The sequence below is a fragment of the Streptomyces katrae genome, assembly GCF_002028425.1.
GTDB lineage: Bacteria > Actinomycetota > Actinomycetes > Streptomycetales > Streptomycetaceae > Streptomyces > Streptomyces katrae_A.
The window spans coordinates 1,426,271-1,446,303 of sequence record NZ_CP020042.1; the positions used below are offsets into that span (position 1 = coordinate 1,426,271).

Consider the following 20,033-nt stretch of genomic DNA (forward strand, 5'->3'; position numbering starts at 1 on the left):
CGTTGGGTTCGGCGGGTGAGTGGAGCGGCGCATGAGGGCTTACGAGGACGAGGCGGGGGACGGGGACGGCTCCGGGGCATGGGCCTCCGGCCGGGGGCTGTGGGTGGAGGAGCCGGCCCGGCGGCGGCGCCTGCCGGATCCGGTGCGGGCATCGGCGGTGCGGGCGGTGCTGATCGTGGCGGTGACGCTGACGGAGGCGTCGGTCACGTTCTTCCTGGTGCTGACGGGGTCGTGGCTGGCGTTGCCGATGGTCATCGGGGGAATAGCGGGGACGGTGGTGGCCACGTGGGCCGTGCTGGATGTGTGGATCACGCGGCAGATGTGGAACCAGCGGCACGGGGTGGTTTCCGAGCCGAGTAGTGCGGCGCGGGGGGACTGAGGTCCTTGCCCCGCGGGACGGGCGGGACGGGCGGGGCGGGGGCGCGGGCCGGCTCGGCCGCGCAGCCGGGGAGGCGCCCCCGGCTGCGAGCCGTGCGAGCGGCGGGTCAGGAGGGGGTGCGGCGGAACATGCGGGTCGCGGTGATTTCGCCGTGGATGGCTTCCGGTTCCTGGGACGGCTGCGGGAGGCCCGGGCGCAGGTGTTCCTCCACGCTGATGTACTTCAGGCCCGCCCTCAGGTCCGCGTCGTTGCGCAGGCGGATGACCAGCGGGAACTCCGCCAGGGCCGTGGTGTCGAAGAGGCCCGTGGTGTAGAGGAGCTGGACACCGAGGGCGTCGGACACGGCCCGCTGGAGCTCCAGCAGGTAGGTGGCGTTGGCGCGCCCGATCGGGTTGTCCAGGAACAGCGTGCCCGCGTGGCGGTGCTTGTCGCGGCCGCGGTCGTTGCTGCGCAGGGCCGCCATCGTGCAGTACAGGGCGATGGCGGCGGTGAGCAGCTGGCCGCCGGAGAAGACGTCGCCCATCTGGCCGACGGGGACGCGTTCGGCGCGCAGGACCGCGTCCGGCTTGAGGATCTCGACCGCGATGCCCTTGGGTTCGAGGGCCGCCTGGACGCCCCGCAGGAGGAGGGACATGCCGTCGCGGCGGCCTTCGCCGAAGGCGGCGTTCTTCTTGACCGCCGTGCGGGTGGCCTCGTCGATCACCTCGCCCAGGCGCTCGGTGAGGGTGGCCTGGTCGGGTTCCTCGAAGCGGATCCGCAGGAACTCCTGGCCCGACCACTCCCCCAGGCCCTCGGGGAGCTGGGAGAGGCGCTGGGCGGAGCGGAGGGTGGCCAGGGCCGACTCCACCAGGCCGCGCAGCCGGTCGACGATGCTGTCGCGGTTGCGTTCCAGCTGGGCCAGCTCGTCGGTCAGGACGCGCAGGCGCGGCGCGAACGCGGCCGCCCAGGCGGCGGCGTGCTCGGGGAGGGCGGAGGCGGGCAGTTCGCGGATCTGCTGGCGCGCGGGGGTGCGCACCTGCTCGTAGCGGTTGGCGTTGGCGTGCCGGACCAGGACGTCGCTCGCCTCGCGCACGGCCGCCTCGGCGGCGGAGAGCTCGGCGGCGCAGGCGCGCAGGGAGCGGCGGGTGTCGATGGCGGACTGGCGGGCCTCCTCCAGGGTGCCCTGGTGGGGCGCCGGCTCCTGCTCGTCCTCCGGGTGGGTGTGGTCGCGCAGCAGGTCCCGCAGCAGGGCGGCGGTCTCCTCGAAGCCTCCGGCGCCCTCCTCGGCGGTGCGGTGGGCGCGCAGCAGGTCCGCGTGGGCGGCCCGGGCGCTCTCCACGGCGGCGGAGTGCGCGGCGAGCTGGGCGGTGGCGGTGCGCAGCAGGCCCTGGGCCTGTTCCACGTCGGCCGGGACCAGTTCCTCGGGCAGCTCGGTGTGCGCCTCGCCGTCGGCGGGGGCGTGCCGTTCGGCCTCGCCGCGCAGCCGGCCCAGCTGCTCGCTCGCGGCGGAGGCGCGGGACTCCAGCATCTGTACGAGGGCCTCGGCGCGGGCCGCGGCGGCCTGCCGGGAGGGGCCGTCGGCGCCGTCGGTGCCTTCGAGGAGCTGGGCGGCGCGGGTGCGGACCTTGTTGGTGAGCCGGTCGAGTTCCGCGAGGGCGGCGCTCTCGTCGCTCTCGGCGCGGGCCTGTTCGGCGCGCAGGTCGGCGCCGACACCCACCTTCTCGTAGAGCCGGGAGGCGGCCCGGTAGGCCTCGCGGAGGTCGGGCAGGGGGACCCGGGGGCCGTCGCCCTCGGGGAGCTGGTCGGGGGCTCCGGCGATCTCGGCGCGTTCGGCGCGCAGGGCGCGGGCGGTGCGGCGTGCGTCGTCGGCGGCGCGCTGGGCGGCGCGGCGGTCCTCGTCCGCGGCGCGGGCGCGGTCCAGGCAGGCCTCGGCCCGGGCCTCGGACTCGGCGGCCTCCTCGGCGAGTTCACGGACCCTGGCCTGCCAGCCGGAGCGCTCGCGCAGGCGGTGGGCGAGGCCGGCGAGGGCGTCGGCGGCGCGGCGGGCGCGCTGGGCGGTCTCCTGGCGCTCGTCGCGGACCCGGGCCGCGTCGGCGGCGGCCTCGTCCGCCTCGGCGCGGACGGTACGGGCCTCGGTGAGCTCGGCGTCGGTCTCCTCGGCGAACGCGCGTGCGGCGGCGGCCTGTTCGGCGAGTTCGGTGAGGCGGCCGGGCGGGCAGCCGGTGCGCCAGGAGTTGAGGCGGGCGGCGAGTTCGCGGTCGCCGGCGAGGCGGGCGGCGAGTTCGCGGATCTCGGTGTCGCGCGCGGTGGCGCGGGCGCGCAGGGCCTGGCGTTCCTCGTCGGCGGCGTGCTCGTCGTGCATGGCCGGGTTCGGGGGTACGAGGAACACCGCGTCGGAGCCGTCGGCCGGGGGGACGGGTGCCAGCAGGGCGGCGGCCGTGCCGACGGCGACGGTGGAGCGGGGCAGCAGGGCGGCGCCGGAGAGGACCTGGCGGGCCCGGCCGTGGGTGTCGGGGTCGGTGATGATGACGCCGTCGACCAGTTCGGGGCGGGCGGCGAGGACGGCGGCGTGGTCGGCCGGGGCCACGGCCTGGGCGAGGTAGCGCCAGCCGGGCAGGGCCGGGATGCCGTGTTCGCCGAGGTACTCGACGGTGGCGAGGACGTCGGGGCCGGGCGGGAGCAGGCCGCCGTCGCCGAGGGCGCCGAGGATGCGGGAGTCGTCGGCGGCGGCGGTGCGCAGCTCGAACAGCTGGCGCTCGGCCGCGCCGACGGTGTCGGCCAGGAGCTCGCGGAGGGTGTCGGCGTTGCGGTCGAGGTCCTCGGCGGTGAGGGCTGCGGCGGTGGTGGTGCCGGCGGTGGCGGTGCCGGCCTGGGGTGCGCCGGCCTGCGCGGCGGAGCCGGGGGCGCCCGGTGCGCCGTCGGCGGCGGCGTGGCCCGCCGTACCCGCTCCCGCCGCGGCGGCCGGGGCGGGTGCGCCGGTGCGGGGGTGCGGGAGGAAGGCCTCGGGGACCGTCGGGAGGCCGAGGAGCTCCGCGAGGCGCGGGGCCGCCGCCAGGGAGGCGGCCGCACGGTGCTCCGCGGCGTGGGCGGCCTCGGCCGCGTCGGCTGCGTCGGCGGCGCGGGCGGCGGTGAGCTCGGCGCGGGACTCGGCGCCCGCGGCCTCGCGGGCGGCTTCGGCGGCGGCGCGGGCGGCCTCGCGGGACTCGTCCCAGGCGGCCACGGCGGTCTTCTCGGCGTCGCTGGCGGCCAGCGCGGCGCGCGCCGGGTCGGCGTCGGGGGCGGTGTCGTCGAGCCAGCCGGCGCGGACGGCTTCGGCGGTCTCCTGCTGGACCTCGGCGAGGCGGGCCCGCAGGTGTTCGGCCTCGCTGCGGGCACGCTGGGCGGCGGTGGCGGCGGAGGTGGCGTCGCGGTGGGCGGTCTCGCCGACGGCCTGGAGTCCGGCGGAACGCTCCTCCTCCTCGTTGGCGGCCCGCTCGCCCTGTTCGGCGGCGGTGTGCAGGGCGCGTACGAGTTCGGCGGCGGCGGTGGCGCGGGCGGCGAGCGCCGGGGCCGCGTCCCGTTCGGCCTCGCGGATCGCGGCGGCGACGCGGGCGGAGCGGTCGGCGGCGGCGCGGTGGCGCAGGACCGTCTCGGCGGCCTGCCAGGCGGAGTGCAGGGTGCGGGCTTCGAGGAGTTCGCGGCGCTGGGCGGCGGCGGCCTTGTCGGCGACGGTCAGGGCCAGCGAGGCGTGCCGGTAGGCGAGTTCGGCGGAGACGGCGGCGCTGCGGGCGCGCTGCTCCTCGGCGGCGGTGACGGCGTGGGCGGCGCCGGTGACCTGCTGGGCGAGGTCGGCGGCGCGGCCGCGTTCCCCGGCGGCGCGGGCGGAGAGGCGGCGGGCGAGGGTGCGGGTGCGGCGTTCGGCGCCGGCGTGGACGTCGCGCAGCCGGGAGCGGGTCTCGGCGGCCTCCACGATGCGGGTGAGCAGGTCGACGGAGCCCGCGGTGAAGTCGCGTTCGGCCATCAGCTCGGCGCGGCGGCCGAGTTTGTTGCCGAAGCCGTGGACCAGGTCGGCGAGGCCGTCGGTGTCACGGGTGTCGGTGACGGCGCGCAGCAGCAGGTCGGTGAAGTCGGAGTCCTTCTTGACCGCGAACAGGCCGGCGGCCTCGCCCTCGTCGGCGTTCATCTCGCGCTGGTAGCGGAAGAGTTCGGGGTCGAGGCCGAGTTCGGTGAGGTGCTCGTTCCAGCGGTCGTGGATCTCCTCCCAGGACACCTCCAGGTGCGGGTAGGCCTTGCCCGCCTCCGTGATCGCGTCGCGGAAGCCCTTCATGGTGCGGCGGCGGCCCTGGGCACCGGAGGCGCCCTCGGCGGGCGGGCGCACGGAGGTGGCCTCGGCGACGGGGAGGCTGTCCAGGCTCAGGCCCGGGCCGGGGCGGAAGGAGTACCAGGCCTCGGCGAACTTGCGGGGGTCGTTGGAGACCTGGCGGCCGCGCCATTCGCTGACCTTGCCGACGACCACGCACTCGCCGGTCTGGGTGTGCTGCCACTCCAGGGCGACGTGGCCGCAGTCGTCGGCGAGGAGGAACTTGCGCAGCACGCCGGAGCTGGCGCCGCCGAGGGTGTTGCGGTGGCCGGGGAGCATGACCGAGAAGATCAGCTTGAGGAGGACGGACTTGCCGCCGCCGTTCTCCAGGAAGAGCACGCCCGCGGGCGCCGGGCGGCGGGGCGGGCCGGTGGGCTCGTCCTCGAAGAACTCCGCCTGGGTGGGCGCCGGATGGGGCACCGGCTCGCCGACTCCGCGCAGGTCGAGCACGGTGTCGGCGTAGCGTGCGCCGGCGGGCCCGATGGAGTAGAGGCGGATCCGGGACAGCTCGTACATGGCGGCGGACTCTCGTGGGTTCTCGGTGCGGAGGTGAGGTGCGTGCGCGTGCGGGTCAGGCGTGGAACGGCAGGCCGGCGTCGGCGGCGAGTTCCAGGTCGTCGCCCTCGGGTGGCGGGAGGAGGGTGGCGGAGCCGTCGCTGACGGGCACCACGCCGAGTTCCAGGAGTTCGGCCATGGCCGCGCTGCCCGCCATGTCGCGGACCTGGAGCTGGTAGCGGGGAGTGGTGCGGTAGGTGCCGCCCGCGTCGTCGCCGGTGCGCTGGAGGAAGCCGGACTCGGTGAGGAAGGCGGCGGCCTTGCCGACGATGCCGGTGGTGGAGCCGGCGAGGCGGCGGGCGTCCTTGGTGGCGCCGGTGGCGCTGCGGCGGGCGTAGACGCGCCAGGCGGCCTCCAGGCCGGGGGCGTCGGACGCGGGGTCGGTGTTCTCGCCGAGTTCCCCGGCGCGCTCCTCCAGACGGCGGCAGGTCTGCCGGACGAAGGCGTCGACGCCGTTGACGGTGATCCGGCCGATGTAGCCGTCGTCGGCGAGGTCCTCGGGGCGGGGGAAGGCGAGGGCGGCGACGGCGAGGTGGGCGAGGCCGTGGAGGAAGCGGTCGCCGCCGTCGGCGGCGGTGCGGCGGGCGTAGTCGCCCATGCGGACGGCGAACACGGAGTCCTCGCCGGCGGCGACGGCCATCCCGGCGCGCGGGGACACCTCCAGGACGACGAGGCCGAGCCCGGTGGCGACGGCGTCGGCGAGCCGCCCGAAGCCGGGGTCCTCGCGGTAGCGGCGCAGCAGTTCGGCGTACTCGGCGTCGCGGGCGGGCAGCAGCTTGGGCTGGAGCCCGAACCCGACGAGGCGGGCCGCGTCGGCGGCGTCGGCCGGCGTCAGCGCGGCGGCGGCCGGTGCGGGCGCGGCCGGGACCGACGGGCCGTCGGGCTCGCTCCACGCGGCGTACTCGGCGTGGTGGTCGCTCACGGGTGGGTCTCCTCGGCGGTGCGGTGGGCCTGGCGGCGGGGGTGGTGGGATCGTGCGGCGTCGTCCCGCCCATCAGGGCGGACCGGGTTGAGGGCGACGCAGCCGGGGCGACGGCCTGGGCGGCCCGGGGCCGGTGCAGGGTCGGCCGCGGCGGTCGTGCCGGGGCGTGGGCGCGCCGGTGCGGGGACGGTCGGGGTCACGCCGACTCCGAGCGGTCCGCGGCCATGCCGGCCGCGTCGAGGAGGGCCGTGCCCACGATCAGGTCGGCGCCGCCGAACTCCGGGTCCTCCAGCGGGGTGCCGTCGTCCACCGCGAACAGCAGGCGCTCCTCGCCCTGCCGGTACGCCGTGCCCACGGCCGGGCTGGCCGCGTGGACGGCGAGCAGGGCCACCAGGTACGGCAGGTCGGGGTCCTCGCGGCGGGCCTGCGCGAGGAGGCCGGACAGGCGGCGCGGGGCGTCGTGCGGGAGGTCCAGGAGGCGGGTCGCGGCCGCGAGCTGCTCCTCGCTGAAGCGGCTGTCGTCCGGGGTGGCGATGAGGTCGGGTTCCGGCATCTCGGCGCCGAGGTGCTCGCGCTCCACGGGCGGGGTGAGCAGGATCTCCACGAGGTCCGCGACCCGTACGGAGACGGGGGTGCGCAGGCCGGTGCCGCCGGCGAAGAAGGCGTCGGTGACCCGGGTGGCCTGGGCGACCGGCAGCGGCAGCAGCGGGGCCACGAGCTGCCCGTACAGGTCGATCCCGGAGCGCGCGGCGGGCGCGGCGAAGGCCTGGCGGTCCTGTTCGGCGCGGAAGAGCGGGCCGGCGTCGAGGAGCCTCGACTGGAGCTGGGTGTGCCGCCGGATGCAGTCCTTGACGATGTCGACGAGCTCGGCGGCGCGCCGCTTGTTCTCGGGGTCCTCGGCCTCGTCGCGCGCCTTGCGGATGTTGGTGAGGATGGCGTTCTCGTGCCGGTAGCGGTCGGCGACGTGGTCGAGGGCTTCGGCGATCATGTCCGGGACGGCCTGGAGCCAGTCCACCGCGCGGACGTTGCGCCGCGTGGCGTCGAGCGTGCGGCGCAGGGTCTCGGCGTACTGGACGGTGCGGTAGCGGGCCTGTTCGGCGGCGAGCTGGGCGTCGGCGAGCCGGCCCCGGCTGATCAGGACCTCCAGCTTGACCTCGGCGGCGATCTGCGCGCTGGTGACGTCGGTGTCGAGGGCTCCGACCAGGACGTTGACGGCCTCGTCGGTGGTGCGCAGGTAGACCGCGCCGCCGTGCCCGGGCACCTCCTCGATCAGCTTGAAGTCGTAGTCCCGGCGGACGTAGACCCCGTCGGGGCCGAAGGTGCCGTAGATCGCGCGGAAGCCGCGGTCGACGCTGCCGACGTTGATCAGGTTCTCCAGGACCCAGCGGGCGACGCGCTCGTGCTCGGCGGCGGGCCGGGCGGGGGCCTGGGCGGCGACGCGGGGCAGCAGGCGGGCCACTATCTGCTCGTGGTCGGCGCCCGTGTCGAAGTCCATGTTGAGCGTGACCAGGTCGATCGCGGACAGCGCGACCTCCGCCATCGCGTAGACCCCGTACTCGCCGGCCAGGTTGGCCTTGCGGACGTCGAGGTCGTGCAGCGGGGCGGTGCAGGCGAGGGCCCGCAGCCGCCGGGCGAGGCCCTCGTCGGCGGCCGGGCCCGGCGCCGGGGAGGGGAGGGTCTTCGCCGGGGCAGGGAGAGTCACGTCGAAAAGATTAGGCGGTGTCACGGACAACATCCCAAACGGCATGGTTCGGCCGGATCGTCCCCGGCTCCGCGGAAGGCCGCGGACGGGCTCTGCGGCGCGCGGCGCGTGCGCTGTTCTACGCTCGCCGCATGGCTTCCATGATCACATCCCCCGCGGCCGCGATCGACCTCAACGCCGACCTCGGCGAGGGCTTCGGGCGGTGGGCGCTCACGGACGACGAGGCCTTGCTGTCGGTGGTCACCAGCGCGAACGTGGCCTGCGGGTTCCACGCGGGAGACCCGTCGATCATGCGCCGGGTGTGCGAGCTGGCGGCCGCCCGGGGCGTACGGATCGGCGCGCAGGTCTCGTACCGGGACCTGGCGGGGTTCGGGCGGCGGGCGATGGACGTGCCGGCGGCGGAGCTGGCGGCCGAGGTGGCGTACCAGATCGGGGCGCTGGAGGTGTTCGCGCGGGCGGCCGGGTCGAGGGTGTCGTACGTGAAACCGCACGGTGCGCTGTACAACCGCACCGTCCACGACGCGGACCAGGCGGGCGCGGTGGTCGCCGGGGTCCGGCTGGCGGCCGGGGACGCCGGGCTGCCGGTGCTGGGGCTGCCGGGCTCGCTGCTGCTGGCCGCCGCCGCGGAGGCGGGGCTGGAGGCGGTGCCGGAGGCCTTCGCCGACCGGGCCTACACCCCGGAGGGCACGCTGGTCCCGCGCGGGACGCCGGGGGCGGTGCTGCACGACCCGGACGCGGTGGTGGCGCGGGCCGTACGGATGGCGGCGCAGGGGGAGGTCACGGCCTCGGACGGCTCCCCGGTACGGGTGTCCGCGCGCTCCCTGTGCCTGCACGGGGACACCCCGGGGGCGGCGGGGCTCGCGGTGCGGGTCCGGGAGGCGCTGGCGGCGGCCGGGGTGCGGGTGGAGGCGTTCGCGTGAGGGCGCTGGTGGTGGGCCGGGAGGCGCTGCTGCTGGAGGTGGACTCGGCGGCGGAGGTGGCCGCCCTCCACGCCGAGCTGCTGCGCCGGCGGGACGCGGGTGAGCTGGGCGCCGTACGGGAGGTGGTGCCGGCGGCGCGGACGGTGCTGCTGGACGGGGTGCGGGAGCCGGGGGCGCTGGCCGCGCGGATCGCCCGCTGGGAGGTGCCGCCGCTCGCGGAGGCGGAGGGGCCGCTGGTCACCGTGCCGGTGCGGTACGACGGGCCGGACCTGGCGGAAGTGGCCCGGGCGTGGGGCGTGGCCGAGGGGGAGGTGGCCCGGGTGGTCGGGGGGATCGAGTTCCGGGTGGCGTTCTGCGGGTTCGCGCCCGGCTTCGGCTACCTGACGGGCCTGCCCGAGCGGCTGTGGCTGCCCCGGCGTGCCACACCCCGCACGTCGGTCCCGGCGGGCTCGCTGGCGCTGGCCGGCGAGTACGCGGGGGTCTACCCCCGCTCCTCCCCCGGCGGCTGGCAGCTGATCGGCTCCACGGGGGCGGTCCTGTGGGACCCGGCCCGGGAGCCGGCGGCGCTGTTCGCGCCGGGGGTACGGGTGCGGTTCGAGGAGGCGGGATCGTGAGCGGTGGCGGTGTCGGCACGGGTACGGACCCCGGCGCGGCGGAACGCGGCTGCCCTTCGTCTGGACCGGGCGACCGGGCGCCCGGCGGCCCGGCCGCGCGGGCGGGCAGCGCGGGCAGCACGGGCAGCACGGGCAGCACGGGCAGCACGGGCAGCACGGGCAGCACGGGCAGCACGGGCAGCACGGGCAGCACGGGCAGCGGCAACGTTGCGTCCCCCGGAGAGGACACGTGCGCGGGGCGGGACCGGGGTCCAGGCGACGGGACCGAGGCGGACGCGGGCCCGGGCGAAGGCCCGGACGCCGAGACCAGCCCGGGGGGCGGCACGATCGCGGCCTCTGCCGACGGCGAGGGCGTAATCCCGGGCCTCGCGACCGGCACGGGCGCAGGCCTGGGCGCCGAGACCGGCGCGAGCGCAGAGCGGGGCAGAGGTCCGGGCGCCGAGGCCGGTGGGGGGCCGGCACCGGCGTCGGCGTCGGCGTCGGCGAGGGCCGAAGGTACGGGCTCGGATGCAGGCGTGGGGATCGGGGCGGGGGCGGGTGTGAGGGGGCTGCTGGTGGTGCGGGCCGGGGCGTTGAGCACCGTGCAGGATCTGGGGCGGCCCGGGTTCGCGCACCTGGGGGTGCCGCGGTCGGGGGCACTGGATGCGGGGGCGTACGCCCTGGCCAACCGGCTCGTCGGCAATCCTGCCGGGGCCGCCGCCCTGGAGACCACCCTGGACGGGATCCGGCTGCGGGCCCTGGCGCCGGTGACGGTGGCGGTGACGGGCGCGCCGTGTGCGGTACGGGTCTCCGGGCGGCCGGCGGCGTGGGGTGCGCCGGTGTGGCTGCGGGCGGGGGCGGAGCTGGACGTGGGGCGGGCCTCGGCCGGGCTGCGGAGCTATGTCGCGGTGCGGGGCGGGGTCGCCGGGCCGGCGGTGCTGGGGAGTCGTTCGACGGACCTGCTGTCGGGGCTGGGGCCGGCGGTCCTGGCCGACGGGACGGTGCTGGACGTCGGCGCGGCGGGCCCGGTGCCGGTGGCGGGAGCGGACGCCCTTCGGGTGCCGGGGCCGCCGGTGGCAGAGCTGGTGCTGCCGTTGCGGCTCGGGCCACGGGCGGACTGGTTCACGGCGGCCTCGGTGACGGCGCTGCTGTCGGGCGGCTACCGGGTGTCGCCGGCGTCGAACCGGATCGGGCTGCGGACGGAGGCGGGGCCCGCGCTGGAACGGGCGCGGGGCGGGGAGCTGCCGAGTGAGGGGATGGTGCTGGGGGCGGTACAGGTCCCGCCGGACGGGCTGCCGGTGGTCTTCCTGGCCGACCATCCCGTGACGGGGGGCTACCCGGTGGTCGGCGTGGTACCGCCGGGCCCCGCGCTGGACGCCGCCGCGCAGGCCCGGCCGGGGGTGGCGGTGCGGTTCGTCCCGGCGTGAGCCGTACGGGGGCGTGGCGGCGGTGGCCGTGCTGCGGATCGCGCCCCGCCCCCGCCGCACGGCCGTCCCCCGCGGACCGCCCCGCGCCGGCGGGCAGTTACAGGTGGCCCTCTCTTGCGACCTGCCCCGCCGGTGGGGCGCGGTCGGGGGACGCTCGTGTGGCGGCGGTGGCCGCCCGCCTTCCCGTCCGGGTGACGGTGCTGCATCGGCAGGAACCGGCGCCGGTGTGTGCGGCTGCCGCGAGGAGGCCCCAGAGCTTGCGGCCCCGTCCCGGGCCCTCCCCCGGCAGCCAGAGGCCTGAGGCACGAGGGCCGGGGCGCAGACCCAGGTCTTACAGGCCGCCCGCGGCCATCCCAGCAGCAGCCAGGGGGCTTGGGGCGGAGCCCCCGGTCTTGCAGCCCCGCCCCCCGGGCCCTGCGCACGGTGGCCGAGGGAGTTCGAGGCGCCGGGGCCCGGGCAGGGGCCCCGAGCAGGGGCCGGGGGCCGGGGCGGTGGCCCCGCGGCGGGGTCCGAGGGCCGCCCCCGGGGCCGGGAGGGCCGGCCAGCGGGGCCGGGGGCCGGGGCGGTGGCCCCGGGTGGCCCCGGGTGGCCCGGGCGCCGGGGGCTTCGGGGTCCGAGGGCCGCCCCGGGGCCGGAGGGCCGGCCAGCGAGGCCGGGGGTCCGCCCGGCAAGGCCGGGGGCCCTGGGCAGGGGCCAGGGGTGGCCCCGTAGGCCGGGGCGGAGACCCCGGGGCGGCTCCAGAGCCCGGTCCGAGGGCCGCCCCGGGGCCGGAGGGCCGACCAGCGAGGCCGGGGGTCCGCCCGGCAAGGCCCGGGGCCGGAGGGGCGGTCGGCGAGGCCGGGGGGCGGTCGGCGGGGGCGGGGGTTACGCCGTGGGTTCGGGGGTGATGCGGCTGCGGACCGCCGACTGGACGTCCTCCTCCTCCGCCGGGTCCGCCGCCAGGCGGCGCAGGCGGGGGGCGACGCGGGCGTCGGCCGTTTCGGCGTGGCGGGCCGCCACCTCGCGGGTGGTCTCCTCGCAGTCCCACAGGCACTCGACTGCGAAGCCCGCCGCGAAGGTCGGGTCCGTGCTGGCCAGGGCCCGGGCGGCGCGGCCGCGCAGGTGGGAGGAGGCCGTCTCACGGTAGATGTGGCGCAGCACCGGGGCCGCGCAGCCGATCGAGAGCCGGCCCGCGCCGTCCACGAGGGTGAACAGGCGGGGCGAGTCCGGGCCGGAGCCGCGGACGGTGTCGCGGAGGGCGCCGAGGACCAGGCCGGCGTCGTCGGCGCCGCCGCCGGCCGCCAGGAGGGCCGCGGCGGCCGCTCCGAGGGCGTCGGGGCGGTGGACCCACTGTCGGGCGCGGTCGAGGGCGGCGGGGCCGCACATGCGCTCGTAGGCGGCCACGGCGGCTTCGTCGCCGGCGGCTTCGATGAGGTCGAGGACGGCCGGGTTGTCCGGCTCGGCGAGGACCAGGTGGTGCAGGGCGGTGGCCCGGGCGGCCTCACCCCGGGCACCGGCGGCGGCCGCGAGGATCTCGGAGCGGTCCTCGGGCGAGGCCACGGCGGCGAGACAGCGGGCGGCGGGCACGTGCAGCGGGGTGCCGCGGCGCAGCCCGTCGGCGGCCCAGTCGAAGACGGCCTGGACGCCCCAGCCGGGCCGGGGGCCGCTGGGGTCGAGCTGGCGCTGCCAGCGGTCGAAGGAGCCCTGCTGGCGGGCGGCGCGCAGGCGCTGCCCGTACTGCGGCAGCTCCTCCCACAGGCTCCACGGCCGGGGCTCGTAGGCGTCGCGGACGGCGGCGGCCAGCCGCGCCCCGCCCTCGGCGGTGTCCGGGAACCTGGCCAGGACGGGGGCGGCGAGGGAGCGCAGCCCCTCGTCGTCGTCGCGCAGGGCGAGCTCGTCGAGGGCCCAGGCCCAGTTGGCGCCGGAGGCGGCGTAGCGGCGCAGCAGCATCAGCGCGTCGTCGCGGCCGTACGAGGCCAGGTGTCCGAGGACGGACAGGGCGAGGCCGGTGCGGTGGTCCTCCTCGTCGACGAGGTCGTCGACGCCGAAGAGGTGGGCCTCGATCTCGCGGAGGGGGCCGTCGAGGTCCAGGTACAGGCGTGCGTAGTACAGCGACCGGTTCTCGACCTGCCAGTCCTGCCGCGGGTCGCGGGTCACGCACTGGTCGAGGGCCGCGAGGGCCTCCGGGCGGGGCGCCGCGAGGGCGTGCAGCGTGCCGTCGCCGCGGCCCCTCTGGAGGAGGCCGAGCAGGGTGCCGCTCGGCGCTATGACTGGTTCGAACATGGGAATGGCCTCAAATCAAGCTGGGGACGCAACCGGGAATCGGGATTCACAGGGCCGCGTAACAGCATGTGAGGACGTCCGCCGTCATGTTCCGCTCGATGTAGACCATTGCCTTCTCACTCTCGTCGGTGCTTCGCGTCCGTGCCGGCCGGTGCGGCAGGGCTGGGTGTGGACACCCTTCGTGTCCAGCCCGCTCCTGCCCGTCCGTCATGTCTGCGAATCGAATCCGACGCCATGATGACCCAGGCGGTTTGCGCGCCGCGACCACATTTAAGGGCGTCGTGACCAAGCCGTGAGCTCGCGGGCCCGTCCTGGCCCGGGCCGGGCGGGGGAAAAAGCGGATTACGCGGCTCCGAACAGTTCCAGCAGGTCGGCCTTGTTGAACATGCGGGCCGTGTCCACCGCGGACGGGGTTCCGGCGTGGGGGTCGGCCCCACCGGCGAGCAGCGCGCGGATGACGGCCTCCTCGCCCTTGAAGACGGCGCCGGCGAGCGGGGTCTGGCCGCGGTCGTTGGCGCGGTCGGCCTCGGCGCCGCGGGAGAGCAGGGCGGTGACGGCGTCGGCGTGGCCGTGGTAGGCGGCGAGCATGACGAGGGTGTCGCCGCGGTCGTTGGTGAGGTTGGCGGGGACCCCGGCGTCGAGGTAGGCGGCCAGGGTCTCGGTCTCACCCTGACGGGCGAGGTCGAAGATCTTGGTGGCCAGTTCGACGACGTCCTCGTCGGGCGTGCCGGGCGCGTCCTCGTGCTTGCTCATCGGTCGTTCCGCCTTTCGCTCTTCCCAAGTCGTACGGGGCAGGAGTCCGCCCAGGCCGGGCGGGCAGGGGGGCGCCCGGCGCTGCGTCCGTACGGGTGAATCGCCAGGGTAGCGCCCGGTCAGGGACATGAGGGGGCCGGACCGAGGCAAGGATGTCGGTGGTCCGTGCACCCGACACCGCCGCGGGCCGACGCGCCAGCCGGGAAGGGCCGGTCAAGTGAAAATCCCGAAGGTTCACCCGTATGCACCTTTTGTCGCATTGATACTTCCTGTGAGCCTGGAACAACTGATGGTGACCTTCCCGACCGTTCCGCTACCAGGAGAACTCACATGGTCCTGTCGATCTCAGGTGTCGTACTGCTCGGCATCATCTGCTTCCTGTTCTTCAAGAAGGACGGGATGAAGCTGACCCACGCCGTCGTCAGCGCGCTCTTCGGCTTCTTCCTCGCCGGCTCCGCCATCGCCCCGAGCATCACCGCGAGCACGGCGAGCCTCGCGAGCCTGCTCGGCGGGATCAAGCTCTAGACCGCCCCCACCCCCCAGGAGACGACCGTGGCCCGGCGCCCGCTCCCCCGCATCCTCACCAGTGGCAGCACCTCGCTCGCCCGGGGGCGCGACCTCGCCCGCACGGCGGCCGACAACGCCACGGACGTCCTCCATCCGCTCCTGGTCATCGGCCGCGGACTGCGCGTCCTGGCCTCGGCCGGCCGCCGCAAATGGGCCGCGACCCCCAAGGACAGGCGGGGTCCCGCGCTGTTCCTGGGGGCGGCCTGCGTCCTCGTGGTCGCGCTCGTCCCCTACGCGCCCGTCACCGCGCTGATCGCGCTGATGGCCGCGGCGGGCTGGCACGGGCGCGACCGCAGCCCCGCGAAGACCGGGCCCAGCGACGCCGAGACCGACCGGCTGCGCTCCCTCTACGAGGCGCTCGTGCCGTACTTCTGCACCCCGGAGGACCCCAGCCCGCTCTTCGCCCACGGGGGCGCGTTCGACGAGGCCTTCAGCGACTACGCCTTCGACGCGGAGGGCCGCGTCACCCGGCTGACGATCCGCTACCCCGCGTACTTCACCGACGGGGAGGCGGCCTCGCGGGCCCGGATCGAGGCCGTGCTGCACGCCAAGTCCGGGCGCGGCCGCGAGTACCTCTTCGTCTGGGACGAGGAGGCCAACCGGCTCGACCTGAGCGTGCTGGAGGCGCTGCCCACCGGGATCGCCGCCCAGCCGTTCGTGACCTCGCCCGGCGAGAGCGTCCTCGGCTTCACCGACCCCGCCGGGGTCCAGCGCACCCTGCCGGTGCTGGAGGGCGACGAGACGCGCGACCTGCCGCCCGTGGTCTGGCGGACCGGCCCCGGCTCCACCGAACCGCACCTGCTGGCGGTGGGCCAGCCCGGCAGCGGGACCACCAGCCTGCTGCGCTTGCTCGCCCTCCAGGCCCTGCGACAGGGCGGCGACGTGATGATCGTCGAGGGCGGCGGGAGCAACGAGTACGCCTGCCTGGCCGGCCGCGCGGGCGTCCTCGCCGTCGAGTGCGGCCCGACCGGGGCCCTGGCCACCGTCGAGTGGGCCGCGCACGAGACCGAGCGGCGCCTGATCGCCACGCACCGGGCCCGCGAGGCCGGCCGGCCCGCGCCCGAGGACACCCGGCGGCCGCTGTGGATCCTGCTGGACCGGCCCAGCGTGCTCGCGCACCTGGCGACCGCCGAGGGCCGCCCGGACCCCCTGGCCCAGCTCCAGGTCCCCTTGCGGCACGGCCGCGCCGCACACGTCACGGTGGTCGTCGCCGAGCACTTCGACCACCTGGAACTGATCGGCGACGCCGTCTGGCAGCACACCCGGGCCCGGGTCGTCCTCGGGCCCGCCCCCGCCCAGCAGCTCACCGACGTCCTCGGGCTGCCCCCGCACACCACCCCGGCCCCGCAGCTCCCGCCCGGCCGCGGCTACGCCCGGCTCGGCACCGGGCCGGTCCACCGGCTCCAGGTGCCCGCCACCCCGGACCCGTACGACGACTCCACCCACCCCGCGCACCGCCACGCCGTACTGGAACTGCTGCCCGAACGGCAGGCGGCGGGCCCGGGCGGCGGGGAAGGCCCGCAGGCCCCCGCCCGGCCGCTCAAGGACCAGCCCCCGGCGCAGCCCGGGGCCCTCGACGCCGAGGAGCTTCCGGAGGTGGCGGCGGAGGCCCCGTAGGGCCCCGCAGCCCGTCCCGCGGATCAGGCCACGAAGGTGCGCGGCGGCTCCGCCCCGCCGCCGCCCGCGCCCGTACCGACCAGGCGGGCCGCCGCGGCCAGGCGCGCGGCGGCCTCGTCGGCCAGCGGCCCGCCCACCGTGAACGGCAGCCGGACATAGCCCTCGAAGGCCCCGTCCACTCCGAACCGCGGGCCCGAGGGGACGCGGACGCCGACCCGCTCCCCCACCTCCGCGAGCCGCGAGCCGGACAGCCCGCCGGCCCGGGCCCACAGCGTGAGCCCGCCGCCCGGCACCTCGAACTCCCAGTCCGGCAGCTCCCGGCGCACCGCGGCGACCAGCGCGTCCCGGTTCTCCCGGGCCTGGGCGCGGCGCATCCCGACGGCCTCCTCCCAGCCCCCGGTCCGCATCAGCCAGTTCACCGCGAGCTGTTCCAGCACCGGGGTGCCGAGGTCGGCGTAGGCGCGGGCCGCGACCAGGCTCCGGATGACGTCCGGGGCCGCCCTGACCCAGCCGATCCGCATGCCGGCCCAGAACGCCTTGCTGGCGGAGCCGACCGTGATCACCGTGGAGCCCGCCGGGTCGAAGGAGCAGACGGGCCGCGGCATGGCCGGCTCCGGGTCCAGCTGGAGCTCGGCCATCGTCTCGTCGGCGATCAGGACGGTTCCGGCGGACCGGGCGGCCTCGACCATGGCCCGGCGCTGCTCCTCGGAGGCCAGGGCTCCGGTCGGGTTGTGGAAGTCGGCGACGACGTAGGCCAGGCGCGGGGCCGAGTCGCGCAGCACCTGCCGCCAGACGTCCATGTCCCAGCCGCTGAGCCCGCCGCCCATGGCCACCGGCACGAGGCGGACGCCGGCGGCGCGCATCAGCTGGAGGATGTTGGCGTAGGAGGGGGACTCGACGGCGATCCGCTCGCCTCGGCCGGCGAAGAGGCTGCAGATGGCGTCGATGGCCCCCATGGCCCCGGTGGTGACCATGATCTGCTCGGGCATGGTCGGGATGCCGCGCTCGGTGTAGCGGTCGGCGAGCATCCGGCGCAGCGCGGGCAGACCGGCCGGGTAGTCGCCGTGGGTGTGGGCGTACGGCGGCAGTTCCTCCAGGGCGCCCTGGACGGCCTTGGTCAGCCAGGGCTCGGGGGCCGGGAGGGCGGCGCAGCCGAGGTCGATCATGGAGCCGAGGGACTCGGGCGGCAGCGGCTCCAGGCCGCGGGCCGGGAGCGGGTTGCCGGCCGGTACGGAGGTCCAGCTGCCGGCGCCGCGACGGGATTCCAGGAAGCCCTCCGTGCGCAGGGCCTCGTAGGCGGCCGCGACGGTGGTGCGGCTGAGGGAGAGGGCGACCGCGAGCTCGCGCTCGGCGGGCAGCCGGGCGGCTACGGGGACGCGGCCCTCCAGGACGAGCAGCCGGATGCCGTCGGCGAGGGTGCGGTAGGCGGGAGCCTTGCGGGCGCCGGGCACGGCGGGGCGCTCCTGCTGCGAGGTGATCAGCCGGGCGAGCTGCGCGGTGCCGACCGCTGAGGTCCACTGAGCCATGGCGTGCGGTCCACCTTCATCGGATTGGCCTCGCCGGGCGGGGCCGGGGCCGGGATTGGATTGGTTGCGCGACTCTCAGGGTGTCATGGTGCGGTCCACTCGGGCCAGGTGGGTCGTCCGTGCCCTCCGCCCCGCCCCGGCCGGGAGCGGTGGGCGGGGCCGCGGGGGCGTTCACCGTCCGTCCATGTGGCCGCTCCCGTCCCACGGGACCCAGCGTGCATACTGCGGCCGTGACTCACGTACGCCGACCCCACCCCTATCTGGACCACCCGGCCCCGATCCCCTTCGCCCACCGGGGCGGGGCCGCGGACGGGCTGGAGAACACCGCTGCCGCCTTCCGCCGGGCGGCCGCAGCGGGCTACCGGTACTTCGAGACCGATGTGCACGCGACGGCGGACGGGAAGCTGGTGGCCTTCCACGACGCCACCCTGGACCGGGTCACCGACGCCACGGGCCGGATCCGTGAGCTGTCGTGGAGCCGGGTGCGCGAGGCGCGGGTGGCGGGGAGCGAGCCGCTGCCGCTGTTCGAGGAGCTGCTGGAGGAGTTCCCGGACGCCCGCTGGAACGTGGACGTGAAGGACGAGTCGGCCCTGTACCCGCTGGTGAACCTGGTCGCGCGGGCCGGGGTCTGGGACCGGGTGTGCGTGGGCTCCTTCTCGGAGAGCCGGGTGGCCCGGGCCCAGAAGATCGCCGGGCCGCGGCTGGCGACCTCGTACGGGGTGCGGGGCGTGCTCGGGCTGCGGCTGCGCTCGTGGGCGATCCCGGCGGCCCTGCGGGTGGGTGCGGTGGCGGCCCAGGTGCCGGAGACCCAGGCGGGCATCCGGGTGGTCGACCGGCGGTTCGTACGGACCGCGCACGAGCGGGGACTCCAGGTGCACGTGTGGACCGTGAACGAACCGGAACGTATGGAGGCTCTCCTCGACCTGGGTGTCGATGGCATCATGACCGACCGGATCGACACTTTGCGCACGGTGCTGGACCGGCGCGGGGCCTGGGCCTGACGGGCCCGACGGCCGCCGTGCCCGGTCCGGCGGCCGGCGCCTACGGGGAACGGCGAGGGGGCGCTCATGACCGAGCGTACGGAAAACGAAGCGGAATCCGGCGCGGAGGGCGGCAGAAGCACCGGGGACGGGGCCGCCGCGCGGCGGCGGGAACAGCACGGCTGGTACTTCTACGACTTCGCCTGCTCGGTCTACTCGACGAGCGTGCTCACGGTGTTCCTCGGGCCGTACCTGACGGCGGTGGCCAAGGCCGCGGCCGATGCCGAGGGCTACGTCCACCCGCTGGGCATACCGGTGCGGGCCGGGTCGTTCTTCGCGTACACCGTGTCCCTGTCGGTGATCCTGGCGGTGCTGGTCATGCCGCTGGCCGGCGCGGCGGCGGACCGGACCGGCCGCAAGAAGCCGCTGCTGGCGGCGGCCGCGTACACCGGGGCGGCGGCGACGACCGGGATGTTCTTCCTGGACGGGCACCGCTACCTGCTGGGCGGGTTCCTGCTGGTCGTCGCGAACGCCTCGCTGGCGGTCTCGATGGTGCTCTACAACGCCTTCCTGCCGCAGATCTCCACCCCGGACGAGCGGGACACGGTCTCCTCGCGGGGCTGGGCCTTCGGGTACACCTCGGGGGCGTTCGTGCTCGTGCTGAACCTGGTGCTGTTCCAGGGGCACGACTCCTTCGGGCTCTCCGAGGGTGAGGCGGTGCGGATCTGCCTGGCCTCGGCGGGGCTGTGGTGGGGCGCTTTCGCGATCATCCCGCTGCGCCGGCTGCGGGACCGGGCGGCGGTCCGGGAGGCGGGTGCGGCGCCGGCGGTGAGCGGCTGGCGGCAGCTGGTGGCCACGCTGAAGGACATGAGGCGGTATCCGCTGACCCTGTCGTTCCTGCTGGCGTACCTGGTCTACAACGACGGCGTCCAGACCGTGATCTCCCAGGCCTCGGTGTACGGCTCGGAGGAGCTGGAGCTGGAGCAGTCCACGCTGATCGTGGCCGTGCTGCTGGTCCAGGTCCTGGCGGTGGTCGGGGCGCTGGCGATGGGCCGGCTGGCGGTCGCCTACGGGGCGAAGCGGACGATCCTCGGCTCGCTGGCGGCGTGGGGCCTGACGCTGGGGGCCGGGTACTTCCTCCCGGCCAGGACCCCGGTGTGGTTCTTCGCGCTCGCGGCGATGATCGGGCTGGTGCTCGGCGGCAGCCAGGCGCTGTCGCGCTCGCTGTTCTCGCACCTGGTCCCGGCGGGCAAGGAGGCGGAGTACTTCTCGGCGTACGAGATGAGCGACCGCGGGCTGAGCTGGGTGGGACCGCTGGTGTTCGGGCTCACGTACCAGGTCACGGGCAGCTACCGGGACGCGATCATCTCGCTGGTGGTCTTCTTCGCACTGGGTTTCGCACTGCTCGCGCGAGTGCCGGTGCGGCGCGCGGTGGAGGCGGCGGGCAATCCTGTTCCGGTGCGCGCCTGAGCCGGGATCCGTCCGGACTCGTGAACGAGATCCGAACGAATT

General features: G+C 76.5%; 14 protein-coding genes. 8 read left to right on the forward strand and 6 right to left on the reverse strand.

Going from position 1 to position 20,033, the window contains the following annotated elements; genetic code table 11:
* Positions 1 to 31: 31 nt before the first annotated feature.
* Positions 32 to 379 (forward strand): hypothetical protein, encoded by a 348-nt coding sequence (locus B4U46_RS06460; protein WP_398898285.1) that lies wholly within the window; start codon positions 32 to 34, stop codon positions 377 to 379.
* Positions 380 to 485: 106 nt separating this feature from the next.
* On the opposite strand, the gene B4U46_RS06465 is transcribed toward B4U46_RS06460, so the two are convergent.
* The 3 genes from B4U46_RS06465 to B4U46_RS06475 all read right to left on the reverse strand — a co-directional run bounded on the left by B4U46_RS06465 (position 486) and on the right by B4U46_RS06475 (position 7,921).
* Complete coding sequence (locus tag B4U46_RS06465; RefSeq protein ID WP_079424836.1) at positions 486 to 5,213, reverse strand: hypothetical protein; 4,728 nt, start codon at positions 5,211 to 5,213, stop codon at positions 486 to 488.
* 55 nt (positions 5,214 to 5,268) lie between these two features.
* Positions 5,269 to 6,174 carry a hypothetical protein gene (locus B4U46_RS06470; RefSeq protein ID WP_079424838.1) on the reverse strand — a complete coding sequence of 302 codons (906 nt, stop codon included), beginning with the start codon at positions 6,172 to 6,174 and terminating at the stop codon, positions 5,269 to 5,271.
* A 196-nt stretch (positions 6,175 to 6,370) separates the two neighbouring features.
* Positions 6,371 to 7,921, reverse strand: a complete 1,551-nt coding sequence (locus tag B4U46_RS06475) for a hypothetical protein (RefSeq protein WP_237292686.1) — start codon at positions 7,919 to 7,921, stop codon at positions 6,371 to 6,373.
* A gap of 86 nt (positions 7,922 to 8,007) precedes the next feature.
* On the opposite strand from B4U46_RS06475, the gene B4U46_RS06480 reads away from it, so the two are divergent.
* The 3 genes from B4U46_RS06480 (at position 8,008) to B4U46_RS06490 (ending at position 10,816) form a co-directional block, all read left to right on the forward strand.
* Positions 8,008 to 8,796, forward strand: coding sequence for a LamB/YcsF family protein (locus B4U46_RS06480; protein ID WP_079424842.1), 789 nt, complete (start codon positions 8,008 to 8,010; stop codon positions 8,794 to 8,796).
* On the forward strand, positions 8,793 to 9,410 hold the full coding sequence (locus B4U46_RS06485) for a 5-oxoprolinase subunit B family protein (RefSeq protein WP_079424846.1): 618 nt from the start codon (positions 8,793 to 8,795) through the stop codon (positions 9,408 to 9,410). Before B4U46_RS06480 ends, B4U46_RS06485 begins: the two co-directional genes overlap by 4 nt.
* Positions 9,411 to 9,925: 515 nt before the next feature.
* A complete protein-coding gene (locus tag B4U46_RS06490; protein ID WP_237292688.1) occupies positions 9,926 to 10,816 on the forward strand; it encodes a biotin-dependent carboxyltransferase family protein in 891 nt (296 codons plus the stop codon).
* 864 nt (positions 10,817 to 11,680) lie between these two features.
* On the opposite strand, the gene B4U46_RS06495 is transcribed toward B4U46_RS06490, so the two are convergent.
* The gene (locus B4U46_RS06495) at positions 11,681 to 13,078 is read right to left on the reverse strand and encodes a hypothetical protein (RefSeq protein WP_079424848.1); all 1,398 of its coding nucleotides are present in this window, start codon (positions 13,076 to 13,078) and stop codon (positions 11,681 to 11,683) included.
* A gap of 342 nt (positions 13,079 to 13,420) precedes the next feature.
* Entirely contained in the window at positions 13,421 to 13,831 is a 411-nt protein-coding gene (locus tag B4U46_RS06500; protein WP_079424849.1) for an ankyrin repeat domain-containing protein, read from the reverse strand.
* Positions 13,832 to 14,161: 330 nt separating this feature from the next.
* Between B4U46_RS06500 and B4U46_RS06505 the strand changes: the two genes are divergently transcribed.
* Positions 14,162 to 14,356, forward strand: a complete 195-nt coding sequence (locus B4U46_RS06505; protein WP_045947797.1) for a hypothetical protein — start codon at positions 14,162 to 14,164, stop codon at positions 14,354 to 14,356.
* Between the two features lie 27 nt (positions 14,357 to 14,383).
* Entirely contained in the window at positions 14,384 to 16,015 is a 1,632-nt protein-coding gene (locus B4U46_RS06510) for a hypothetical protein (protein WP_079424851.1), read from the forward strand.
* A 23-nt stretch (positions 16,016 to 16,038) separates the two neighbouring features.
* On the opposite strand, the gene B4U46_RS06515 is transcribed toward B4U46_RS06510, so the two are convergent.
* Entirely contained in the window at positions 16,039 to 17,541 is a 1,503-nt protein-coding gene (locus tag B4U46_RS06515) for a PLP-dependent aminotransferase family protein (protein ID WP_079424853.1), read from the reverse strand.
* Positions 17,542 to 17,771: 230 nt separating this feature from the next.
* Between B4U46_RS06515 and B4U46_RS06520 the strand changes: the two genes are divergently transcribed.
* Positions 17,772 to 18,542, forward strand: a complete 771-nt coding sequence (locus B4U46_RS06520) for a glycerophosphodiester phosphodiesterase family protein (protein WP_079424855.1) — start codon at positions 17,772 to 17,774, stop codon at positions 18,540 to 18,542.
* A 66-nt stretch (positions 18,543 to 18,608) separates the two neighbouring features.
* Positions 18,609 to 19,991 carry an MFS transporter gene (locus tag B4U46_RS06525; protein WP_079424857.1) on the forward strand — a complete coding sequence of 461 codons (1,383 nt, stop codon included), beginning with the start codon at positions 18,609 to 18,611 and terminating at the stop codon, positions 19,989 to 19,991.
* Positions 19,992 to 20,033: the final 42 nt, after the last annotated feature.

Bases quoted from the DNA above. Each gene is read 5' to 3' on its own strand.
- B4U46_RS06460 (WP_398898285.1), top strand. From the start codon at position 32: ATGAGGGCTTACGAGGACGAGGCGGGGGACGGGGACGGCTCCGGGGCA.
- B4U46_RS06465 (WP_079424836.1), bottom strand. From the start codon at position 5,213: ATGTACGAGCTGTCCCGGATCCGCCTCTACTCCATCGGGCCCGCCGGC.
- B4U46_RS06475 (WP_237292686.1), bottom strand. From the start codon at position 7,921: ATGCCGTTTGGGATGTTGTCCGTGACACCGCCTAATCTTTTCGACGTG.
- B4U46_RS06480 (WP_079424842.1), top strand. From the start codon at position 8,008: ATGGCTTCCATGATCACATCCCCCGCGGCCGCGATCGACCTCAACGCC.
- B4U46_RS06495 (WP_079424848.1), bottom strand. From the start codon at position 13,078: ATGTTCGAACCAGTCATAGCGCCGAGCGGCACCCTGCTCGGCCTCCTC.
- B4U46_RS06500 (WP_079424849.1), bottom strand. From the start codon at position 13,831: ATGAGCAAGCACGAGGACGCGCCCGGCACGCCCGACGAGGACGTCGTC.
- B4U46_RS06505 (WP_045947797.1), top strand. From the start codon at position 14,162: ATGGTCCTGTCGATCTCAGGTGTCGTACTGCTCGGCATCATCTGCTTC.
- B4U46_RS06515 (WP_079424853.1), bottom strand. From the start codon at position 17,541: ATGGCTCAGTGGACCTCAGCGGTCGGCACCGCGCAGCTCGCCCGGCTG.
- B4U46_RS06525 (WP_079424857.1), top strand. From the start codon at position 18,609: ATGACCGAGCGTACGGAAAACGAAGCGGAATCCGGCGCGGAGGGCGGC.